The sequence below is a fragment of the Gordonia sp. SCSIO 19800 genome (assembly GCF_018132775.1).
Lineage (GTDB): Bacteria > Actinomycetota > Actinomycetes > Mycobacteriales > Mycobacteriaceae > Gordonia > Gordonia hongkongensis.
Window position 1 is genome coordinate 12859 of the sequence record NZ_JAGRQM010000033.1, and the last position, 19533, is coordinate 32391.

General features: G+C 67.0%; 18 protein-coding genes and 2 tRNA genes. 11 read left to right on the forward strand and 9 right to left on the reverse strand.

Annotation, left to right across the window (positions count from 1 at the left end):
- Positions 1 to 22: 22 nt before the first annotated feature.
- From KB201_RS23120 to KB201_RS23135, 4 genes are all read right to left on the reverse strand, one after another.
- The gene (locus tag KB201_RS23120) at positions 23 to 787 is read right to left on the reverse strand and encodes an SDR family NAD(P)-dependent oxidoreductase (RefSeq protein ID WP_211540645.1); all 765 of its coding nucleotides are present in this window, start codon (positions 785 to 787) and stop codon (positions 23 to 25) included.
- Positions 784 to 2157 carry an MFS transporter gene (locus KB201_RS23125; RefSeq protein ID WP_058252136.1) on the reverse strand — a complete coding sequence of 458 codons (1374 nt, stop codon included), beginning with the start codon at positions 2155 to 2157 and terminating at the stop codon, positions 784 to 786. The genes KB201_RS23120 and KB201_RS23125 overlap by 4 nt, the downstream gene beginning before the upstream one ends.
- A gap of 94 nt (positions 2158 to 2251) precedes the next feature.
- Entirely contained in the window at positions 2252 to 3130 is an 879-nt protein-coding gene (locus KB201_RS23130; protein WP_211540648.1) for a polysaccharide deacetylase, read from the reverse strand.
- A gap of 4 nt (positions 3131 to 3134) precedes the next feature.
- On the reverse strand, positions 3135 to 4214 hold the full coding sequence (locus tag KB201_RS23135; protein WP_058252134.1) for an asparaginase: 1080 nt from the start codon (positions 4212 to 4214) through the stop codon (positions 3135 to 3137).
- Between the two features lie 198 nt (positions 4215 to 4412).
- Between KB201_RS23135 and KB201_RS23140 the strand changes: the two genes are divergently transcribed.
- Entirely contained in the window at positions 4413 to 5483 is a 1071-nt protein-coding gene (locus KB201_RS23140) for a LacI family DNA-binding transcriptional regulator (protein ID WP_374193969.1), read from the forward strand.
- Between the two features lie 104 nt (positions 5484 to 5587).
- Here KB201_RS23140 and KB201_RS23145 read toward each other — a convergent pair whose 3' ends face one another.
- The gene (locus KB201_RS23145) at positions 5588 to 6253 is read right to left on the reverse strand and encodes a trypsin-like peptidase domain-containing protein (RefSeq protein WP_078112924.1); all 666 of its coding nucleotides are present in this window, start codon (positions 6251 to 6253) and stop codon (positions 5588 to 5590) included.
- A gap of 339 nt (positions 6254 to 6592) precedes the next feature.
- Here KB201_RS23145 and serA point away from each other — a divergent pair, with 339 nt between their 5' ends.
- Together serA and KB201_RS23155 are read left to right on the forward strand one after the other, a co-directional pair.
- Positions 6593 to 8188, forward strand: coding sequence for a phosphoglycerate dehydrogenase (serA, locus tag KB201_RS23150; protein ID WP_078112971.1), 1596 nt, complete (start codon positions 6593 to 6595; stop codon positions 8186 to 8188).
- Positions 8185 to 9192: a 3-isopropylmalate dehydrogenase gene (locus KB201_RS23155; protein WP_065632707.1), complete on the forward strand. Its 1008-nt coding sequence runs from the start codon at positions 8185 to 8187 to the stop codon at positions 9190 to 9192. The genes serA and KB201_RS23155 overlap by 4 nt, the downstream gene beginning before the upstream one ends.
- A gap of 74 nt (positions 9193 to 9266) precedes the next feature.
- Here KB201_RS23155 and KB201_RS23160 read toward each other — a convergent pair whose 3' ends face one another.
- Positions 9267 to 10496 carry an MFS transporter gene (locus KB201_RS23160; protein ID WP_211540654.1) on the reverse strand — a complete coding sequence of 410 codons (1230 nt, stop codon included), beginning with the start codon at positions 10494 to 10496 and terminating at the stop codon, positions 9267 to 9269.
- A 151-nt stretch (positions 10497 to 10647) separates the two neighbouring features.
- Between KB201_RS23160 and KB201_RS23165 the strand changes: the two genes are divergently transcribed.
- The 5 genes from KB201_RS23165 to KB201_RS23185 all read left to right on the forward strand — a co-directional run bounded on the left by KB201_RS23165 (position 10648) and on the right by KB201_RS23185 (position 14049).
- A complete protein-coding gene (locus tag KB201_RS23165; protein ID WP_211540657.1) occupies positions 10648 to 11418 on the forward strand; it encodes a fumarylacetoacetate hydrolase family protein in 771 nt (256 codons plus the stop codon).
- The gene (locus KB201_RS23170) at positions 11415 to 12239 is read left to right on the forward strand and encodes an alpha/beta fold hydrolase (protein ID WP_058252128.1); all 825 of its coding nucleotides are present in this window, start codon (positions 11415 to 11417) and stop codon (positions 12237 to 12239) included. The genes KB201_RS23165 and KB201_RS23170 overlap by 4 nt, the downstream gene beginning before the upstream one ends.
- 46 nt (positions 12240 to 12285) lie before the next feature.
- Entirely contained in the window at positions 12286 to 13764 is a 1479-nt protein-coding gene (gene gltX / locus KB201_RS23175) for a glutamate--tRNA ligase (RefSeq protein WP_058252127.1), read from the forward strand.
- Positions 13765 to 13850: 86 nt separating this feature from the next.
- Positions 13851 to 13922: transfer RNA gene (locus KB201_RS23180), tRNA-Gln, on the forward strand.
- Positions 13923 to 13976: 54 nt separating this feature from the next.
- Positions 13977 to 14049 (forward strand) — tRNA-Glu (locus tag KB201_RS23185).
- Positions 14050 to 14179: 130 nt separating this feature from the next.
- Here the strand turns inward: KB201_RS23185 and KB201_RS23190 are convergent.
- Both KB201_RS23190 and KB201_RS23195 read right to left on the reverse strand, forming a co-directional pair.
- A complete protein-coding gene (locus KB201_RS23190) occupies positions 14180 to 14677 on the reverse strand; it encodes a PPOX class F420-dependent oxidoreductase (protein WP_058252126.1) in 498 nt (165 codons plus the stop codon).
- A gap of 60 nt (positions 14678 to 14737) precedes the next feature.
- Positions 14738 to 15472 carry an IclR family transcriptional regulator gene (locus KB201_RS23195; protein WP_058252125.1) on the reverse strand — a complete coding sequence of 245 codons (735 nt, stop codon included), beginning with the start codon at positions 15470 to 15472 and terminating at the stop codon, positions 14738 to 14740.
- Between the two features lie 107 nt (positions 15473 to 15579).
- Here KB201_RS23195 and leuC point away from each other — a divergent pair, with 107 nt between their 5' ends.
- The 3 genes from leuC to KB201_RS23210 all read left to right on the forward strand — a co-directional run bounded on the left by leuC (position 15580) and on the right by KB201_RS23210 (position 18489).
- On the forward strand, positions 15580 to 17043 hold the full coding sequence (gene leuC, locus KB201_RS23200; RefSeq protein ID WP_058252124.1) for a 3-isopropylmalate dehydratase large subunit: 1464 nt from the start codon (positions 15580 to 15582) through the stop codon (positions 17041 to 17043).
- 52 nt (positions 17044 to 17095) lie between these two features.
- Positions 17096 to 17689 (forward strand): 3-isopropylmalate dehydratase small subunit, encoded by a 594-nt coding sequence (leuD, locus tag KB201_RS23205; RefSeq protein ID WP_058252123.1) that lies wholly within the window; start codon positions 17096 to 17098, stop codon positions 17687 to 17689.
- 173 nt (positions 17690 to 17862) lie between these two features.
- A complete protein-coding gene (locus KB201_RS23210) occupies positions 17863 to 18489 on the forward strand; it encodes an HU family DNA-binding protein (protein WP_058252122.1) in 627 nt (208 codons plus the stop codon).
- A gap of 103 nt (positions 18490 to 18592) precedes the next feature.
- On the opposite strand, the gene KB201_RS23215 is transcribed toward KB201_RS23210, so the two are convergent.
- A complete protein-coding gene (locus tag KB201_RS23215; RefSeq protein WP_058252121.1) occupies positions 18593 to 19525 on the reverse strand; it encodes an NUDIX hydrolase in 933 nt (310 codons plus the stop codon).
- Positions 19526 to 19533: the final 8 nt, after the last annotated feature.

Genomic DNA, 19533 nt, shown 5'->3' on the forward strand with positions numbered 1-19533 from the left:
ATCCTCTCTTTCAGCCCGTTGTTCAGTCGCGCATAGCGGTGGTCAGGGCCCCGTCGACGACGATCGCCTGACCGCTGACATAGGAGGCCTGCGGACTCGAGAGGAAGGCGATCACCTCGGCTACCTCCCGTGGATGGCCGACCCGACCCCAGGGGATGTAACTCCCTGCCCGGTCCAAGCCCTCGGGGCCGAGCGAATTGACGGCGTCACTCGACTGCGGAGTCCGGATGAGGCCGGGGATGATGGCGTTCGCGCGTATGCCCCGGGGCCCGTATTCGACGGCGAGACTTCGAGCCAGACCGATGATCCCGGCTTTGGCCGTCGCGTAGTGGGCGTGGTTCTGCCAGCCGTAGACACCGCCGGCGATCGACGAGATCACGGTCACCGATCCGCCTTCGGTCATGTGGCGCAGTCCGGCGCGAGCCGTCCGCATGACGCCATGCAGGTCGACGGCCATCATGTCGTGCCATTGTTCGTCGGTGATGGAATCGAACGCGGCCTCGCGGAGGATTCCCGCGTTTGCGACCGCGATGTCGAGCCGTCCCCACGCCGACACGAGGTCCGCGGCGAAGGCGTCCACCGACTCGGTCGAGCGCACGTCGACCTCGACGATCCGCCCCTGTCCACCGGCGTCGCTGACGTCCCGCAGCGTTGTCTCCGGATCGTGCGGGTCGCCCGGGAATGTCCCGATCCCCACGCGCACGCCTCGTTCGGCCAGGCAGACCGCGGTGGCGGCGCCGATGCCCGAAGCGGCGCCGGTGATCATGGCGACGGCCGGGTCGGTCATGCCTGTGCTCCTGCCGTCGTCGTGGGGCCCGCGGGCACACCGGCCTGCGGCGGCGTGTCGGCGACCTTGCGTGCGCCGAGCACGATCACCGCCGACGCGATGGCGCCGAGCGCACCGACCCAGAGCGCGGCGGTCGAGTAACCGACCGATGCCGCGGTGAGACCGGTCAGGATGAAGCCCGAGATGATCGCTCCGGGTTGCGACATCGCGCCGATGAAGGCACTTCCCGTTGCGCGACAATCGGTGTCGAAGCACTCCGCCTGGAAGAACATGATGGCGGCGTACGGGCCGAGGAGGAAGAACAGGCCCATCATGTAGGTCACGAGCACGAAGATCTGACTCGACGGTCCGAGCAGCATCGCGCCGAAGAACAGACCCGAGAGCAACCAGCCGACGGCAATGGTGTTGCGCCGCCCGAATCGGTCGCCGGCCCAGCCGTGCGCGAGGTAACCCGCGACCGCGACCAGATTCGACAGCACCACGAGGATGAGGGTGCTCGAGGCGTCGATCCCCTTACCCTTCTCCAGCACCGTGGTACCCAGGACCGAGAAGGTCTGGATCGCGAACCAGTTGAGCAGCCAGGCCAGGGACAACACGACCGTGTTGCGCAGGTGCTTGCCGGTGAAGATCCGTTTGAAGGGTGCCGAGGTCTGCTCGACCGTGGCGGTCGCGGCCGCGAGGGCCTCCGCCTCGTCGTGCTTTCCGGCCTTGCGGAGTTGCTTGACCGCGTGCTGCGCCTCGAATTGCGGGCTCTCCTTGAGGGTGCGGCACACGAGGGCGACGATGACCGCGGGAATGGTGGCCAGCAGGAACGCGATCCGCCAGGAGTCCGCGCCGAAGATGGCCGTCACGATGGCGACGAATCCGGCCGCGAGCAATGCGCCGGCCGGCCAACCGGTCTGGACCATCGAGTAGACGAACCCACGACGCTTCTTGATCTTCTCGTCCTCGGTCAGCTCGTAGAGCTCGTTGAGATACGTGGCGTTGACCGACTGCTCGGCGAGGCCGAGGCCACTGATCGCGCGGACACCGATCAGCGAGGTCGCGCCGAACGTCGCCGCCGTGGCCGCCGACGACGCCGCGGTACCGCCGACCGAGATGATCATGCCCTTGCGACGTCCGAGCTTGTCGACCATGGGACCCACGAGGAGGACCACGATCGCGGTGCCGACGCTCACCAGGGTGGAGACCAGGAGTGCGTGACTGGTCGACCAGCCGAACGACTCCTCGATCCGCGGGAGCAACGTGCCGAACAGGATGAAGTCGTACACCGCGATCGTCCAGGCGAAGAACGCGATTCCGGACGCGCGTCGGGTCTCCTTGCCGGTGACACGACGCAGCCCCGGGGGTGGGGTGGTGGATTGAGACATGGTTGTGCTCTCTTGCTCAGTGGGATGTGCGAAGCCGGCGCGTCATCGGGTCGGCATAGGGGAATGGGCGGTGCGGCAGTCGGCGGCCCGGAAGTCAGCGGCGCGGCGAGCGCTTCTTGAAGTCTTCGGCGATGGTGTCGAAATTCGCCCAACGGATACCGTCGTGCGAATTGATGTGCTCGATCAGGCGCTCGAGCATGAGCAACACCTGCGGCCGGCCGGAGACGTCCGGGTGGATGGTGAATGTGAAGACGGCGTAGTCGCTTTCGCGATAGACCCAGTCGAACTGGTCACGCCACATCTCCTCGATGTGTCGCGGATTGACGAATCCGTGGCTGTTCGGGCTGCCCTTGATGAACATCATCGGGGGGAGATCGTCGAGGTACCAGCTCGCCGGGATCTCGACCAGGTCGGTCTCCTCACCGCGGACGAGCGGTTTCATCCATTCCGCGGCCGGCTTGTCGTAATCGATCGGGGTCCATGAGTCACCCACCCGGACGTAGTACGGCTCGAAGTCACGATGCATCAGCGAGTGGTCGTAGGTGATCCCGCGCTCGACGAGCAACTCGTTGGTGACCTTGCTGAACTCCCACCATGGCGCGACGTATCCGGTGGGCCGCTTGCCGGTCCGAGTGCTGATCAGATCGATGCAGTGATCGAGGATCTCCGATTCCTGCTCACGTGTCATCGCGATCGGGTTCTCGTGACTGTATCCGTGCAAACCGATCTCGTGTCCCGCGGCGACGACCTGATCGAACTGTTCGGGGAATGTCTCGACGGAGTGCCCCGGCCAGAACCAGGTTGCCGGGAGATCGTATTTCGCGAGCAGGTTGTTGAGGCGGGGGACGCCGACCTCACCCGCGAACACTCCGCGAGAAATGTCCCCGGGAGAGTTCTCGCCGCCGTATGAGCCGAGCCAGCCGCCGACCGCGTCGACGTCGATGCCGAAAGCTACGAAGATTTCCTTGGCCATTGTTTCAGTCCTCCTTGGTGTTCGGGAGCTCGTTGTCGTGGATGAGGGTCGTGTGGATGTCGGTGGAAACGTCGGAATTCGATGCCCGGTTCGGCGACACATCTGCATATGTCTCGATCAAGTGGGCGAGGGGCTGGTCGCGCGTCCGGCCGGTGGACAGCAACAGCGCCAACAGAATCCGTGCCTGCGTCGCAGGCAGGCCGGAGACGGGTGGGACGCCGGCGCCGACCAGATCCGCACCGCCGCCGTTGCCGTAGACGCCGCGGACGGGTCCGGCCGGTACACGGGTGGACAGGACGAGCGCCAGGCCGTCATCGACGAGGTCGGCCGCGGCTTCGACGATCGCCGGGTTGCCGTTGCCGATACCGGTTCCCGCCAGCACGATTCCGGCGGCGCCGCAGGCCGCAGCCGCGCGCAGCAGCGCGTCGTCCGCACCGGGATAGACGTCGACGAGATCGACACGCGTGTCGTCGAATCCAGCATCTGGGCGTGGCAATGGGTCGGGTCGCGGCGCCGTGGGCCCGAAGCAGACCTGCCCATTCGTCACCTTCCCCGACGAGGCAGAGACGACGGAGCGGAATGCATCGAGTGCGGTCGTGTGGATCTTTCGTGCCCCCCGGGCGGGGATGATCTGTCCGGCGAAGACGATCATGACGCCACGGTCGCGGGCGGTCGGCGTCGCGGCGACGCGGACGGCGTCGGTGAGGTTGCCCGGACCGTCACCGTCGGCGTTGTCGCCGGCCCGTTGGGCACCCGTCAGGACGACGGGACGGGGATCGTCGTGGACGAGGTCGAGGAGGATCGCAGTTTCCTCCATGGTGTCGGTTCCGTGCGTGATCACCACGCCGTCGACCCGTTCCGTGGACCGGGTGAGAAGTGCGCCGACCGCGTCACTGATCTGCCGCAGATGTCCGAGTGTCAGCCGGTAGGAGCCCACCGTCATCAGATCGACCGTCTCGATCTCGATGTCGTCGAGGCCCGCCCGTTCGACTAGTTGCGCGGCGGTCTTGGTCGCCACGACCCCGGCGTCGGTGGCCTCGGAGGCAATGGTGCCGCCCGTGGCGACGATGGCGATCCGCGTCATCGGTTGCGGCTCGAAGGTGTGGTGAGGCCCCCGATGGCGGGAGCGATTCGGATGACTGTGACGTGCATGACGTGAAGTGAAGCACAACCCAAACGTTTGACGCAATCGTTTGTGTACCTTCCGCCAAACGTTTGTGTAAATCGCGACGTAACAGAAGTCGTTGGGTACGCTGTGGGCCATCGACGAGAGAGGGCCGGGTTGAGAAAGCCAGTACAGGGGACGGCGAGGGGGCCGCTGACACTCCGCATGATCGCCACCGAACTGGGGGTCAGCCCGTCAACCGTGTCCCGGGTGCTCAACACGCCCGGCGACGCCGCGCTCCGCTGGGGGTCCTCCGACACTGTCGCCCGGATACGCGCATTCGCCTCCGAACACGGCTATTCCCCGAACCCCCAGGCATCGAGCCTGCGGACCCGTCGCTCCGGACTGATAGGCGTACTCGTACCGCGGCTACAGGACTACGTACTCGCCACCATTTACGAGGGAGTCGAGGAGGCGGCCTACGAGTCGGGACTCTCGACCTTCGTCACCAACTCACTGGACAAGCCCGATAATCAACGCTCGCGGACCCGCATGATGATCGACCGCCGTGTCGATGGCCTGATCTACGGGGACGCTCATCTCGATCACCACTTCCTCGACGAGATCTATTCGGAGGGAGTCAAATTCGCGCTCGTGTCACGAACGGCGGGGGACTATCCCTCGGCGACGGTCGACGACGTCAAGGGCGGACGGCTGGTCGGTGGGCATCTGTACGACACCGGGCGGCGAGATGTCGCGGTCCTCGCCGGCTGGGAGTTCGCGTCCACCGCACGTGACCGCACCAACGGCATCGTGACCGCGTTCGCCGAACAGGGCGTCGAGATCCCGGACGACCGTATCGTCTATTCGGGTTTCGACCCGGCCGGCGGTCGTGCCGCGGTCGAGCAGCTGCTGGAGACCGGGTCGGTGCCGGATGCCATCTTCGCGACGAACGACTTCGCTGCCATCGGAGCCTTCGGGGCCCTGCGCGATCGCGGGGTCCGGGTACCCGATGACGTTGCACTCGTCGGTTACAACGACACGCCCATCGCAGCGGGCGGGGCCGTCCCACTGACCACGATCCGGTCGCCCATGCACGAGATGGGCAGACGAGCGGTTGGCTTGCTGCTCGAGGTCATCGGCGGCCGGACGCCCGAGTCGGTCGTGCTCGAGCCCGAGCTGATCATCCGATCGAGCAGCACCTCCGTGAGCGAGCAGGCGGGCGACCCGCCATCCGTCGAGGCCTGACGGGCGAACACCACATGCAGCGGCGTCGCGTACGTCACCCCGGACACGACGACGCCCCGGAGGGAAACCATCCGGGGCGTCGGTGGGGGTGGGACCCAGAGTCGTCAGGCGACCCGGAATCCCTTGTAAGCGTCGAGCGAAGCGATCCGCTTCAGGATCGGCTGGATGTTGGTGCCGGTCTCGGGGCCGAGGCAACCGAGGAAGTAGTAGGCGTTCACCATGCCCACCAGCCGGTCGCCGACGACCACGGGGCTACCGGAGTCACCTTCGATGACGCACATCTGGCTGACGTGCACGTCGCCGTCGGAGAACCAGGCGATGCCGCAGGTGTTGCCGGTGGTCCGGCCTTCTTTGCAGGCGATGGTCGGGAAGGCGAGCGGCGCCTGGTCGACCGAGCGGATCGTCACGCCGCGGACCGTGCGCAGCGGCACGACTCGCGAGGCGTCGAGTTCGACGATCGCCATGTCGAGATCCGGCGCGGTGTAGGTGATGGTGCCTGCCTGGCCGCGGTCCTGGAACGTCTCGGAGTAGACCTTCTGGCCGGGAGTGCCACAATGTCCCGCGGTGACCCCGATGAGCTTGTTGGTCTTCGAGCGGCCGATGGTGGTCAGGGTGCAGGCCGCGGCCGAGTTGCCGCCCTTGAGCACCAGGATTCCGGACCCGCCTCCCATGAAGATCTTCGCCGGTGCGGCGACCGCGACGCCCCCTCCCCAGCCGGCCAGCACCGTCGCAGTCAAAACCGCCAACAGTACTGTCAGCTTCTTCGTCATCCGCACTCCACTTCTCGGGTCAACCAGTTCTCGATCACGGGCATCGCCGCCCGTCGGGAACTTCGCGATGGGCGGCAAGCACACCGTACCGGGCGCCCCACGCGCGCACGGCGGCGTGGGATCGAGCCGCGGTCGGTTTGCAACACTTCTGTGATGCGCCGCGCGAGTTGCCGTAATGCGCGTCACACTCTACTCGTGCCGGGGGACAGGGCTCTCGTTTCGGGGTAGACCGCGTGCTCGACGGGACCTACCACACCTTTAAGCTGTCGTACGGAGTCGTCATCGACACTCCGTACCGACGTTCGTGAAACCGCACTCCCCGAACCTGGAGAAATGACTGTGAGCTCTGCTGGCCGCCCGGTTGTACTCATCGCCGACAAGCTGGCGCCGTCCACCGTGGAAGCACTCGGTGACGGTGTCGAGGTGCGATGGGTCGACGGCCCGGATCGTCCCAAGTTGCTCGAGGCGGTCGTCGACGCCGACGCCATCCTGGTCCGCTCCGCGACGACCGTGGATGCCGAGGTCCTCGACGCGGGCAAGAAGCTGAAGATCATCGCCCGGGCGGGTGTCGGTCTGGACAACGTCGACGTGCCTGCCGCGACCGAGCGCGGCGTCATGGTCGTCAACGCCCCGACCTCGAACATCCACACCGCGGCCGAACATGCCGTCGCGCTGCTGATGGCCGCGTCGCGCCAGATCCCGGCCGCGGACGCCACCTTGCGCGAGAAGACCTGGAAGCGTTCGTCGTTCAACGGCGTCGAGATCTTCGACAAGACGGTCGGTGTCGTCGGACTCGGCCGCATCGGCCAGCTGGTGGCCGCGCGGCTGGCAGCTTTCGAAACCCACATCATCGCCTACGACCCCTACGTGTCGCCGGCTCGTGCGGCCCAGCTCGGGATCGAGCTGGTCAGCCTCGACGAACTCCTCGAGCGCGCCGACTTCATCACCGTCCACCTGCCGAAGACCCCGGAGACCCTGGGCCTCATCGGCGCCGAGCAGCTCGCCCGGACCAAGAAGGGCGTCGTCATCGTCAACGCCGCCCGCGGTGGTCTCATCGACGAGCAGGCACTGGCCGACGCGATCAACTCCGGTCAGGTCCGCGCGGCCGGCCTGGACGTCTTCGCCACCGAGCCCTGCACCGACTCGCCGCTCTTCGAGCTGCCGCAGGTCGTCGTGACGCCCCACCTCGGCGCATCGACCAGCGAGGCGCAGGATCGCGCGGGCACCGACGTCGCCAAGAGCGTCCGCCTAGCGCTGGCCGGTCACTTCGTCCCCGACGCCGTCAACATCACCGGGGGTGCCGTCGACGAAGAGGTCGCACCGTGGCTCGAGGTCGCTCGCAAGGCGGGCGTGCTCGTCGGCGCCATCAGCAAGGAGCCGCCGACCTCCATCGTCGTCGACGTACGGGGTGAACTCGCCGCGAACAACGTCGACGTGCTCGGCCTGTCCGCGCTGCGCGGCCTGTTCTCCGCGGTGCTCGACGAGCCGGTCACCTTCGTCAACGCCCCCGCGGTCGCCGAGGGACGCGGCGTGACCAGCGAGGTCACCACCGCCCCGGAGAGCCCCAACCACCGCAGCGTGGTCGACGTGAAGGCCGTGTTCGCCGACGGCTCGACCCACAATGTCTCGGGCACCCTGTCGGGTCCGCGCCTGGTGGAGAAGATCGTCAACATCAACGGCCGCAACTTCGACCTGCGTGCCGAAGGGCACAACCTCATCGTCAGCTACGCCGACCAGCCGGGTTCCCTCGGCAAGATCGGAACGCTGCTCGGGAACGCCGGCATCGACATCCTGGCGGCCGGTTTGTCGCAGGACGCCGAGGGCGGCGGCGCGACCATGATGCTGCGCGTGAGCAGCGTCCTCGACGACCAGGTCGTCGCCGCGATCGGTGACGCGGTCAGCGCAACCCTCATCGAACAGGTCGACCTCGCATGAAACTCGCAGTCATCGCCGGCGACGGCATCGGTCCCGAGGTCATCGGCGAGGCGCTGGGCGTCCTCGACTCGGTCGTACCGTCGGTGAGCACCACCGAGTTCGACCTCGGCGCGCGCCGCTACCACCGCAACGGCGAGCTGCTCACCGAGGACGACCTCGAGTCGCTTCGTCGTCACGACGCGATCCTGTTGGGCGCCATCGGCGATCCGTCCGTACCGTCGGGCGTGCTGGAGCGCGGTCTGCTCCTGACGATGCGATTCGCACTCGACCACCACGTCAACCTGCGGCCGTCGCGCCGCTTCCCCGGTGTCTCCTCGCCCCTCGCGGGCGACCCCGACATCGACTTCGTGGTCGTGCGGGAGGGGACCGAGGGGCCCTACACCGGCAACGGTGGCGCCATCCGTGTCGGAACCCCGAACGAGGTCGCCACCGAGGTCAGCGTCAACACCCGATTCGGTGTGGAACGCGTCGTGCGCAACGCATTTCAGCGTGCCCAGCAGCGTCGCAAGAAGCTGACGCTGGTCCACAAGACCAACGTGTTGACCTTCGCCGGGTCGATGTGGAGTCGCGCGGTCGAGGAGGTGGGTGCCGAGTTCCCCGACGTCACCACCGACTACTGCCACGTGGACGCGGCGACCATCTACCTGGTCACCGACCCCGGCCGCTTCGACGTGATCGTCACCGACAACCTGTTCGGCGACATCATCACCGACATCGCCGCCGCGGTGAGCGGTGGTATCGGGCTGGCTGCGTCGGGCAACATCGACGCCACCGGCGCCAACCCGTCGATGTTCGAGCCGGTGCACGGCTCGGCACCCGACATCGCCGGGCAGGGCAAGGCCGATCCGACAGCCGCGATCCTGTCGGTCGCGCTCCTGCTCCAGCATCTCGGCGACGACGACGCCGCCGCCCGGATCGAGAAGGCCGTCGCCGACGACCTCGCCGAGCGCAGCGGTACGTTCAGCACCTCAGAGATCGGTGCGCGTATCCGCGAACGGCTGTAGTTCGCAGGCATATTCACCAGCAAGGGACGAACCCGCCACCAATTCGGTGGCGGGTTCGTCCGTTGGTGGTGGGTTCAGGCGTCGACCAGCTCATCGGGTTCTCGCATCCGGTCGCGCGGGACCAGGGGCGTCGCGACGAGGGGTGCCAGGGCGGTTGCGGCGAAGGCGATCGGGAAACCGACGGTCGCGATGAGTGCTCCGAGAAGCGGTGTGGTCGCCGCGCTCACCAGATACTGTCCGGTGTTCTGTACGGCGAGTCCGCGGCCGCTCCATTCCGGTCCGACGTACTCGGCTATGGCGGTGAACGCCAAGCCGTTGTCGGCCACCGAGATCACACTCGCCACCGCCATGAGTGCGGGCGCGAGTGGGCTGTCGAACCAGTCGGCGATCGCGAGCGCGGACATCGCGGCGACACCGGCCACCGCGATCACGCGGACCGGTCGCATCCGCGACATCCAGGCGTCCGACCACCGTCCGGCGACGATCCGGCCCAGTGCACCGATGATCTGGGTCACGGTGATCAGGGTCCCGGCGCCGGCCGGTGACCACCCGTGCGCGACGATCAGCCAGGTCGGTACGAAGGTCCACAGCATGGACTGGGGGATGACCAGCAGCATGCTGACGATGTGGATGCGTGCGAGGAAAGAGTTGTCGCGGTAGGGATTCGTGCGCGGGGGAGGGTTGCCGACCGTCGACGCGGGAGCCGGCCGACGCGGCGGATCGGTGATGCCGACGACCACCGCGACGAGTCCTGCAGCAGTCACCACGGCTGGGATCGCCAGTGCCGCAGCGGGTCCCGAACTCGCTGCGACAACCGGCATGGTGAGAGCGCAGACGCCGATCCCCAGCGGTTGTGCCATCTGTCGGATGCCCATCGCAGTCCCACGCTGGTGTGCGGGAAACCAGCCGACGACGATGCGGCCGCTGGCCCCGTTCGCCGCACCCGAGCCGAGACCACCCACGAAGAGCGCGGCACCCACGACGGCATAGGACGCATCGGCTGACGCGGCGACGGCCGCCCCGGTCGCGCCGGCGAGCGAGATCGACAGCGACAGCAATAGGATCCGTCGTTCGCCGTAGCGGTCCAACAGGATTCCCCACGGGATCGTCGCCGCCATCAGTCCGACCGTCGGGATCGCGGCAAGCGCCGAGGCCTGGGTGAGGGTGAGTCCGGCGTCGGTGTGCAGCGTGGGGATCAGGTAGGCGACACCGCTGACCACACAAGTCGTGGTGAGCGCGGCGAGCAGCGAGCACCCGAGGATGATCCACCTTCGGGCAGTGGTGATGTCGTCGACATCGGTCATGGTCTACTCACCTCGCTGTCTGTCCGGACCCGGTGAACCGGGGTTGGCTATCTCAATATATGAAACAGTATGACCACATTGTAAAACCGGCACCGACGTCCGCCAACTCGTCTCCCAACGTGTGGGATCGGCGGTGCGATAGGGTCTGGACATGCGCTTAGGTCGAATTGCGAGTCCTGACGGCGTGGCCTTCGTGTCCGTCGAGGGCGACGGAGACGACGCCGTCGTCAAGGAGATCGCCGAACATCCCTTCGGTACGCCGACGTTCACCGGCCGGTCGTGGAAGCTGGCGGATGTCCGGGTGCTGGCGCCGATCCTCGCCAGCAAGGTGATCTGCATCGGCAAGAACTACGCCGCACACGCGGCGGAGATGGGCGGCGAGGCGCCGGCCGACCCGGTGATCTTCCTCAAGCCCAACACCTCGATCATCGGCCCCGAGGTACCCATCGTGCGTCCGCCGTCGTCGCAACGGGTCGATTACGAGGGAGAACTCGCGGCCGTCATCGGACGCCCGTGCAAGGATGTGAAGGCCGCGCAGGCGAAGGACGTGATCCTCGGATACACGGTCGCCAACGACGTGACCGCCCGCGACCACCAGCAGGCCGACGGGCAGTGGACCCGGGGGAAGGGCTACGACACCTTCTGTCCGCTCGGCCCGTGGATCGACACCGCGCTCGACCCGACGGACGTCGAACTCGTGACGGAACTCGACGGCGAGGTCAAGCAGCGGACCCGGACATCGCTGATGCTCCACGACGTCGGTGAGATCGTCGAGTGGATCTCGCGCGTGATGACCCTGCTGCCCGGCGACGTGATCCTCACGGGCACCCCGGAAGGGGTCGGGCCCATGGTCGCCGGTCAACGAATCTCGGTGACCGTCGACGGTATCGGTACGCTCTCCAACCCGGTGGTGGACAAGTGACAGCTCCCAGCACGGCCCGTGTCAACGGGATCGACATCTCCTACAGCCTCGCCGGGTCTGGCCCGCTCGTGGTCATGGTCATGGGAACCGGAAGCCCCGGCCGCGTCTGGAAGGCACATCAGGAACCCGCGCTGGTGAAAGCCGGCTTCACCGTCGTGACGTTCGACAACCGCGGTGTCGCACCGTCGTCGGAGTGTGCCGAGGGTTTCACGCTCGACGACATGGTCGCCGACACCGCGGCCCTGATCGAACACCTCGGCCGCGGTCCGGCGATCGTGATCGGCACCTCGTTGGGTGCCCGGATCACCCAGGAACTGGCGCTGGCCCGCCCCGACGTGGTCAAGGCGGCGGTGATGGTTGCGACGTACGGCCGCAACACCCCACTGCAGGAAGCGATCTCGGCCGGTGAGCGGGCCCTCTACGACAACAAGATCAAGCTGCCACCGGAGTACGAGGCCGCCATCACCGCGCATCTCAACCTGTCGCCGCACACGCTCGACGACGACCGCACCGCGCGAGACTGGCTCGACATCATCGGCTTCTCCCCGCAGACGATCACCCCGGGCGTCCGCGCACAGCTCGAACTCCACAACAAGGAGTCCAACCGTCTCGCGGCGTACCGCGGCATCACCCGGCCCGCGCTGGTCGTCGGATTCGCCGACGACCGGACCCTGCCGGCGAAGCTGGCGCGCGAAGTCGCCGAGGCCATTCCAGGCGCGGGGTACGTCGAGATCGAGCGGGCCGGTCATTTCGGTTATCTCGAACAGCCGGCCGAGGTGAACCGGGTCCTGGTGGAGTTCTGCGAGCGCCACCGGGCCTGACGGCGGGCGTGCGGGGGCGGCGGTCGGCTTCGATACGCTGAGCCTCATGACCAGTAGTGAGGCCGTTCGCGTCCGATTCTGTCCATCCCCGACCGGCACTCCCCACGTGGGACTCGTGCGGACCGCGCTGTTCAATTTCGCGCAGGCCCGGCACGACGGTGGCACCTTCGTCTTCCGCATCGAGGACACCGACTCGTCGCGAGACAGCGAAGAATCCTACGAGGCCATCCTCGACGCCTTGCGCTGGCTCGGTCTCGACTGGGACGAGGGGCCGGAGGTGGGCGGACCCTACGGTCCCTACCGGCAGTCCGAGCGGCGGGAACTCCATGCCGACGTCGTCGCCCGCCTTCTCGAGGCCGGCGAGGCCTACGAGGCGTTCTCGACCCCGGAAGAGGTGGAGGCCCGGCACCGCGCCGCCGGACGCGACCCGAAGCTCGGGTACGACAACTTCGATCGTGACCTGACGCCCGAGCAACGTGCGGCCTACCTCGCCGAAGGACGTAAACCCGTTGTCCGCCTGCGGATGCCGGACACCGACCTCACCTGGGACGACCTCGTGCGCGGCACGACGACGATCAAGGCGGGTACCGTTCCCGACTTCGCGCTGACCCGTGCGACCGGCGATCCGCTCTACACGCTGGTCAACCCGGTCGACGACGCGATGATGAAGATCACCCATGTGCTGCGCGGCGAGGATCTCCTGTCGTCGACTCCGCGGCAGCTCGCGCTGTACGACGCGCTGATCCGAATCGGCGTCGCCGACGCCGTGCCGGCCTTCGGGCACCTGCCCTTCGTGATGGGTGAGGGCAACAAGAAGCTCTCCAAGCGCGACCCCCAGTCGAACCTCTTCCACCATCGCGACCGCGGTTTCATCCCAGAGGGTCTGCTCAACTACCTCGCGCTGCTCGGCTGGGGTTACAAGAGTGATGTCGACGTCTTCAGCCTGGCCGAGATGATCGCGGCTTTCGATGTGCGACAGGTCAACTCGAACCCCGCACGGTTCGATCAGAAGAAGGCCGACGCCATCAACGCCGAGCACATCCGGATGCTCGAGGTCGCCGACTTCACGGCGCGGCTGCGGTCGTATCTCGTCGCGCAGGGCAAGCTCCCCGAGAGCGCCGACGACGAGACCTTCGCGGCTCTGGCCGAACTCGTGCAGACGCGTATCCAGGTCCTCGGCGACGCCTGGGACCTCATCTCCTTCGCCTACGTCTCCGACGACGAGTTCACGATCGACGGGAAGGCGGCGAGCAAGAACCTGGGCGCCGACGCGGTGCCGGTCCTGGACGCCACCATCGCCGCGGTCGAGTCGCTGGACTCCTTCACCACCGCCGCACTGCAGGACGCACTGAATGCTGCGCTGGTGGACGATCTGGGGCTCAAACCGCGCAAGGCGTTCGGTCCCGTACGCGTGGCGGTGACCGGCTCCCAGGTCAGTCCGCCGCTCTTCGAATCGATGGAGATCCTGGGTCGCGACAAGACGCTCGCGCGGCTGGCCTCGGCACGGGAGATCGCAGCCAAATAGTGCCGCTGAGCTGCACGTTTGTGGACTTACGGTAACCCTTTGATACTCTCTTTCTCGGCAGTTTTCCGCAAGGAGAACCAAGCCAATGGGGTATGGTGTAATTGGCAACACAGCGGTTTCTGGTACCGCCATTCTAGGTTCGAGTCCTGGTACCCCAGCGGACAGAAAGAGATCGAGACCGTGCTAAGGTCTTGATCGCCGGAAGTTCCCATGGCCCCGTCGTCTAGCGGCCTAGGACGCCGCCCTCTCAAGGCGGTAGCGCGGGTTCGAATCCCGTCGGGGCTACGAGAAACACCCTTCCTCTGCGATGCAGGGGGAGGGTGTTTTTCCTTGCGCGACAGACCATCTCGTCCGTGTTGCGATGATCACACCGAAACACGGACGAGGGTCGGAAGGTGTCGCGCCGGGACTGCGGTCAGAGGAATTCGGCGGTGGTGCCCGAGGCCGGCATCTCGGGGATGCCGAGCTTGCGGTGGTCCCAGGAACGGGTGCGGGACGGACGGATCCGGACGGCGACGCGCTTGTTCATCATCTGCTCGACGAATGGTCGCGACTCTTCGGTGTAGGGCGCTGTGTAGCGTTCCCAGACGCTGATGCCGACCTTCAGGCACGAGTCCGGGTCGTCGAGGATCTCGGCAGTGCCCTCGAAGGTGACGCCGCGCAGTGTGTCGTAGGTGTCACCGTCCTCGATCATCACCGAGCACCGGTTGTTGCGACGGATGTTGACCGCCTTCTGCGACTTGGATTTGGTCTCGAACCAGATTTCGCCGTCGATGATCCCGTACCACATCGCCACGAGGTGGATGCTCCCGTCCGCTCCGGTGGTGGCGAGGGTCGCGGTCCGGCTGCGCGCCACGAACTCCGCGATCTCGGCCTCGGACATGACGATCTGATTGCGTTGGTTGACTCCCATTCCCCGACGCTAGCCCACCGGCGGGTCCATCGGAACCGCTCCGGGTGCAACGGCTCTGGGTCAGGGACGTGCGGCCTGGAGGCGTTTGTGGATGGCGTCGGCGGCGGCGAGCAGATCGGCGGCCCAGCGTGCACCGGGTCGTCGGCCCATCCGGTCGATCGGCCCGGACACCGAGATCGCGGCGACCACGTCACCGTTGCCGTCGCGCACGGGAGCCGACACACTCGCGACTCCGGCGGCGCGTTCACCGGCACTCTGGGCCCACCCGCGCCGGCGGATCTCGTGCAGTGCGCGCTCGCTGAAGACGCTGTCCGGCACGAGCGCGCGCTGGGTGGCAGGGTCGGCCCAGGCGAGGAGGACTTTCGCCGCGGACCCTGCGCTCATGGGGAAGCGGGTGCCCACCGGCACGGTGTCACGCAGGCCGGTCGGTGGTTCCATCGCGGCGACGCAGACGCGTTCGGCACCTTCGCGGCGATAGACCTGAACCGATTCGCCGGTGATGTCGCGGAGCCGGGGGAGGACCATGAGAGCCGACTCGGTGACGGGATCGTGTGCCGAGGAGGCGAGTTCGCCGAGGACGGGGCCGGGCTGCCAACGGCCGGTGACATCCCTGGTCAGAAAGCGGTGCGTCTCGAGTCCCACGGCGAGTCGATGTGCCGTCGCCCGGGGCAGACCGGTGCGTTCGCAGAGTTCGGAGAGATTGCACGGCGCCTCGGCGATCGCGTGCAGCACCGCCACGGACTTGTCGAGCACTCCGATTCCGCTGCTGACCGCGGATGCGGTATCCTTTCCCATAGGACGATACTAGCTGTCCAAATAGTGAGATGCACGTTCGAAACACAGCCAGAACGTCAACACCGCGTGCAGAGTCCGAAGAACCCGAGCAGATAACGAGTGAAGCCATGAGCAACAGCCCAGCCCAGCCGCTGACTCTCGCCGAGAAGGTGTGGCGCGACCATGTCGTCGTCCCCGGTGACGTCGATGCGTCCGGCAACACCAATCCCGACCTGATCTACATCGATCTCCACCTCGTCCACGAGGTCACCAGCCCCCAGGCCTTCGAGGGTCTGCGCCTCGCCGGTCGTCCGGTCCGCCGACCGGATCTGACCATCGCGACCGAGGACCACAACGTCCCGACGGTGGACATCGACAAGCCCATCGCCGATCCCGTGTCGCGGACCCAGGTCGACACGCTGCGCAGCAACTGCGAGGAATTCGGCGTCCGCCTTCATCCCATGGGTGACGCCGAGCAGGGCATCGTCCACGTGGTCGGGCCGCAGTTGGGCCTGACCCAACCCGGCATGACCGTCGTGTGCGGTGACAGCCACACCTCGACGCACGGTGCCTTCGGAGCGATCGCGATGGGTATCGGTACCAGTGAGGTCGAGCACGTCCTGGCGACGCAGACCCTCTCGCTGCGCCCGTTCAAGACGATGGCGATCAATGTCGACGGCGAGCTCCCGCCCGGTGTGACGAGCAAGGACCTGATCCTCGCGATCATCGCGAAGATCGGCACCGGCGGCGGACAGGGTTACGTGCTGGAGTACCGCGGGGAGGCGATCCGCAAGCTCTCCATGGAAGCGCGGATGACGGTGTGCAACATGTCGATCGAGGCAGGCGCCCGGGCGGGGATGATCGCACCCGATGAGGTCACCTACGAGTTCCTCAAGGGCCGCCCGCATGCCCCGTCGGGTGCCGATTGGGATGCTGCCGTTGCCTATTGGGACAGTCTGTGCACCGATCCCGGTGCCACCTTCGACGCCGAGGTGCACATCGACGCCGCCTCGCTGACCCCGTTCGTCACGTGGGGGACCAATCCGGGACAGGGTGCACCGCTCGGCGCCGCGGTACCCGACCCGGCGGAGTACGGCGACGAGGTCAAGGCTAGTGCCGCGGCCAAGGCGCTGGAGTACATGGGCCTCGAGCCCGGAACGCCGCTGCGCGACATCAAGGTCGACACGGTCTTCGTCGGCTCCTGCACCAACGGGCGGATCGAGGACCTGCGCGAGGTCGCCGGCATCCTCAAGGGGCGCAGGGTCGCGGACGGGATGCGGATGCTCATCGTGCCCGGTTCGATGCGGGTGCGTGCACAGGCCGAGGACGAAGGTCTCGGCGAGATCTTCCTCGCGGCCGGCGCCGAATGGCGGCAGGCCGGGTGCTCGATGTGCCTCGGCATGAACCCCGACCAGCTCGCCCCGGGCGAGCGGTGTGCGTCGACCTCCAACCGCAATTTCGAAGGGCGCCAGGGCAAGGGTGGCCGAACGCACCTCGTGTCTCCGGGAGTGGCAGCGGCCACCGCGCTGCGCGGCACCTTGTCCGCGCCCGCCGACCTGGACTCGCAGCCGGCGCCCGCCGATCTCGGTTGAGTCACGGTCCGACCCATATCCCAGCCACATCATTCGAACAGGGGCTTTTCTCATGGAACCGTTCACCGAACACACCGGTATCGGTGTCCCGCTGCGTCGCAGCAACGTCGACACCGACCAGATCATCCCGGCCGTCTATCTGAAGCGGGTGACGCGCACCGGCTTTGAGGACGGTCTGTTCGCCGGTTGGCGGACCGATCCCGACTTCATCCTCAACAACGAGCCCTGGAGCCGCGGGTCGGTCCTGGTCGCCGGTCCCGACTTCGGCACCGGGTCGTCGCGTGAACACGCGGTCTGGGCGCTGTCCGATTTCGGCTTCCGCGTGGTGATCTCGTCGCGTTTCGCCGACATCTTCCGCGGCAACTCGGGCAAGGCGGGTCTGGTGGCCGCACAGGTCGAGCAGTCCGACGTCGAACTGCTGTGGAAGCGCCTCGAGGAGAATCCTGGCCTCGAAGTGACGGTGAGCCTTGTCGATAAGACGGTCACCGCCGGAGACCTCGTGGTGCCGTTGGCAATTGATGACTACACGCGGTGGCGTCTGATGGAGGGTCTCGATGACATCGGACTCACGTTGCGCCAGGTAGAGGCGATTTCCGAGTACGAGTCGGCGCGTCCGGCATTCAAACCGCGCACCCTCGCGGACTGATTCCGCACCGCCGCGGCGGGGTCATCTCGCCGCGGCGGCACCGTCGTGAGCTGCCATGCCATTTCGCAACACGGCGTCCTAATTGGCGTGGAAGATGGACGTTTTCACATCCGACGTTTACCGTGTGTTGGTAGCTGGCCGAAACTCGGTCAGATCAGCTTGCGGAGGTACTCATGAACAAGGCGGAGCTCATTGATGAGCTGACCAAGAAGCTCGACGCGGATCGCAAGACTGCGACTGAAGCCGTCGAGCTCGTCGTCGACACGATCGTGCGCGCAGTCAACAAGGGCGAGAGCGTGACGATCACCGGCTTCGGCGTATTCGAGAAGCGGAAGCGCGCACCGCGCGTCGCCCGTAACCCGCGCACCGGCGAGACCGTCAAGGTCCGCGCGACCTCGGTGCCGGCGTTCCGTCCGGGCGCTCAGTTCAAAGCCGTTGTGGCGGGCAAGCAGAAGCTGTCCGCGACCGGTCCGGCGGTGAAGCGCGGAAGCGGGGCCACCACCACGGCAGCCAAGAAGGCTGCGCCGGCGAAGAAGACGGCCGCCAAGAAGACGACCGCCGCCGCCAAGAAGACCACGGCGGCCAAGAAGGCTCCGGCGAAGACCACGGCGGCCAAGAAGACCACCGCGGCCAAGAAGGCTCCGGCGAAGACCACGGCGGCCAAGAAGACCACCACTGCGGCGAAGAAGGCTCCGGCCAAGAAGGCGGCGCCGGCGAAGAAGGCCACCGCGGCGAAGAAGGCTCCGGCCAAGAAGACTGCCGCGAAGAAGACCGCGGCGAAGAAGACCACCCGTCGCTGACCTGCGGGACAACCGCGGTCGACGACCACAATTCAGCCCCCGGCGTACTTCCCCCGCCGGGGGCTGAATCGTGTTCGGGGTCAACCGGCGGGGGGCGCGGGACTCAGGCTGTCGGGAGCGGCCCGGCGATGTGATCGGCCGCCACCAGCCGGCCGTCGAACAGGGACAGAACCCACACACTGCCCTTGCGGTTGGAGGCCTTGGGAAGCGGGATCGAGTCGCGCTCGGACCACCAGTCCATGAGGGGCGGGATCACCTTGCCCTGACTGCAGACCGCCAGGGTCGACGTCGTGTCGGCGGCGAGTTCGAGGATCCGGCGTTGCGCCGCTGCCGGATTGGTCCGATACGTCTCCTCCGACAGATCCGGCTCGCTGTGCAACTCGACCCCCAGCCGGTCGCGTAGCGGTTCCAGGGTCTGCTCACAGCGGACGCGATCGGCCGAGTGCACCCGGCTCGCCCCGAACGCAATCAGCAATGGGGCGAGGGCGGCGGCTTGCGCCCGGCCGAGTTTGTCGAGGGGCCGCAACCGGTCGTCGCCCTTGTAGGTCGAGCGCCGGCCGGCCTTGGCGTGCCGTACCAACAGGAACGTGTGCAGGTCCGCGGGTAGCCGCACGAACTCCTCGAGGATCGTGCGATCGAGCGGATAGCTCAACATCTCCCGGGCCTCGTCGACGGAGAGCCACCGCAGCTCGTCGACCTCGTGCCCGGCGACGAACTCTCCGTCGGACGCTCGCGCCGACCAGTAGCGCACATGCTTGCGGGTACTGCCGAGGTCGTAGTGGACGTCGTCCAGGTGCCGGCCGAGAACGACGTGTTGGCCCGTCTCCTCGGCGATCTCGCGCACCGCCGTGTCGATGAGGGTCTCGCCCGGCTCGGCCTTTCCCTTGGGCAGCGTCCAGTCGTCGTACTCGGGGCGGTGGACGACCGCGATCTCGACATCGTCGATCTCGGCGGCATCGTTCCCGGTCGGACCGGGGACAACCGGTCGCCAGACCACACCGCCGGCGGCCCACACCTCATTAGTCTTCTTCGCCATGTCGATGG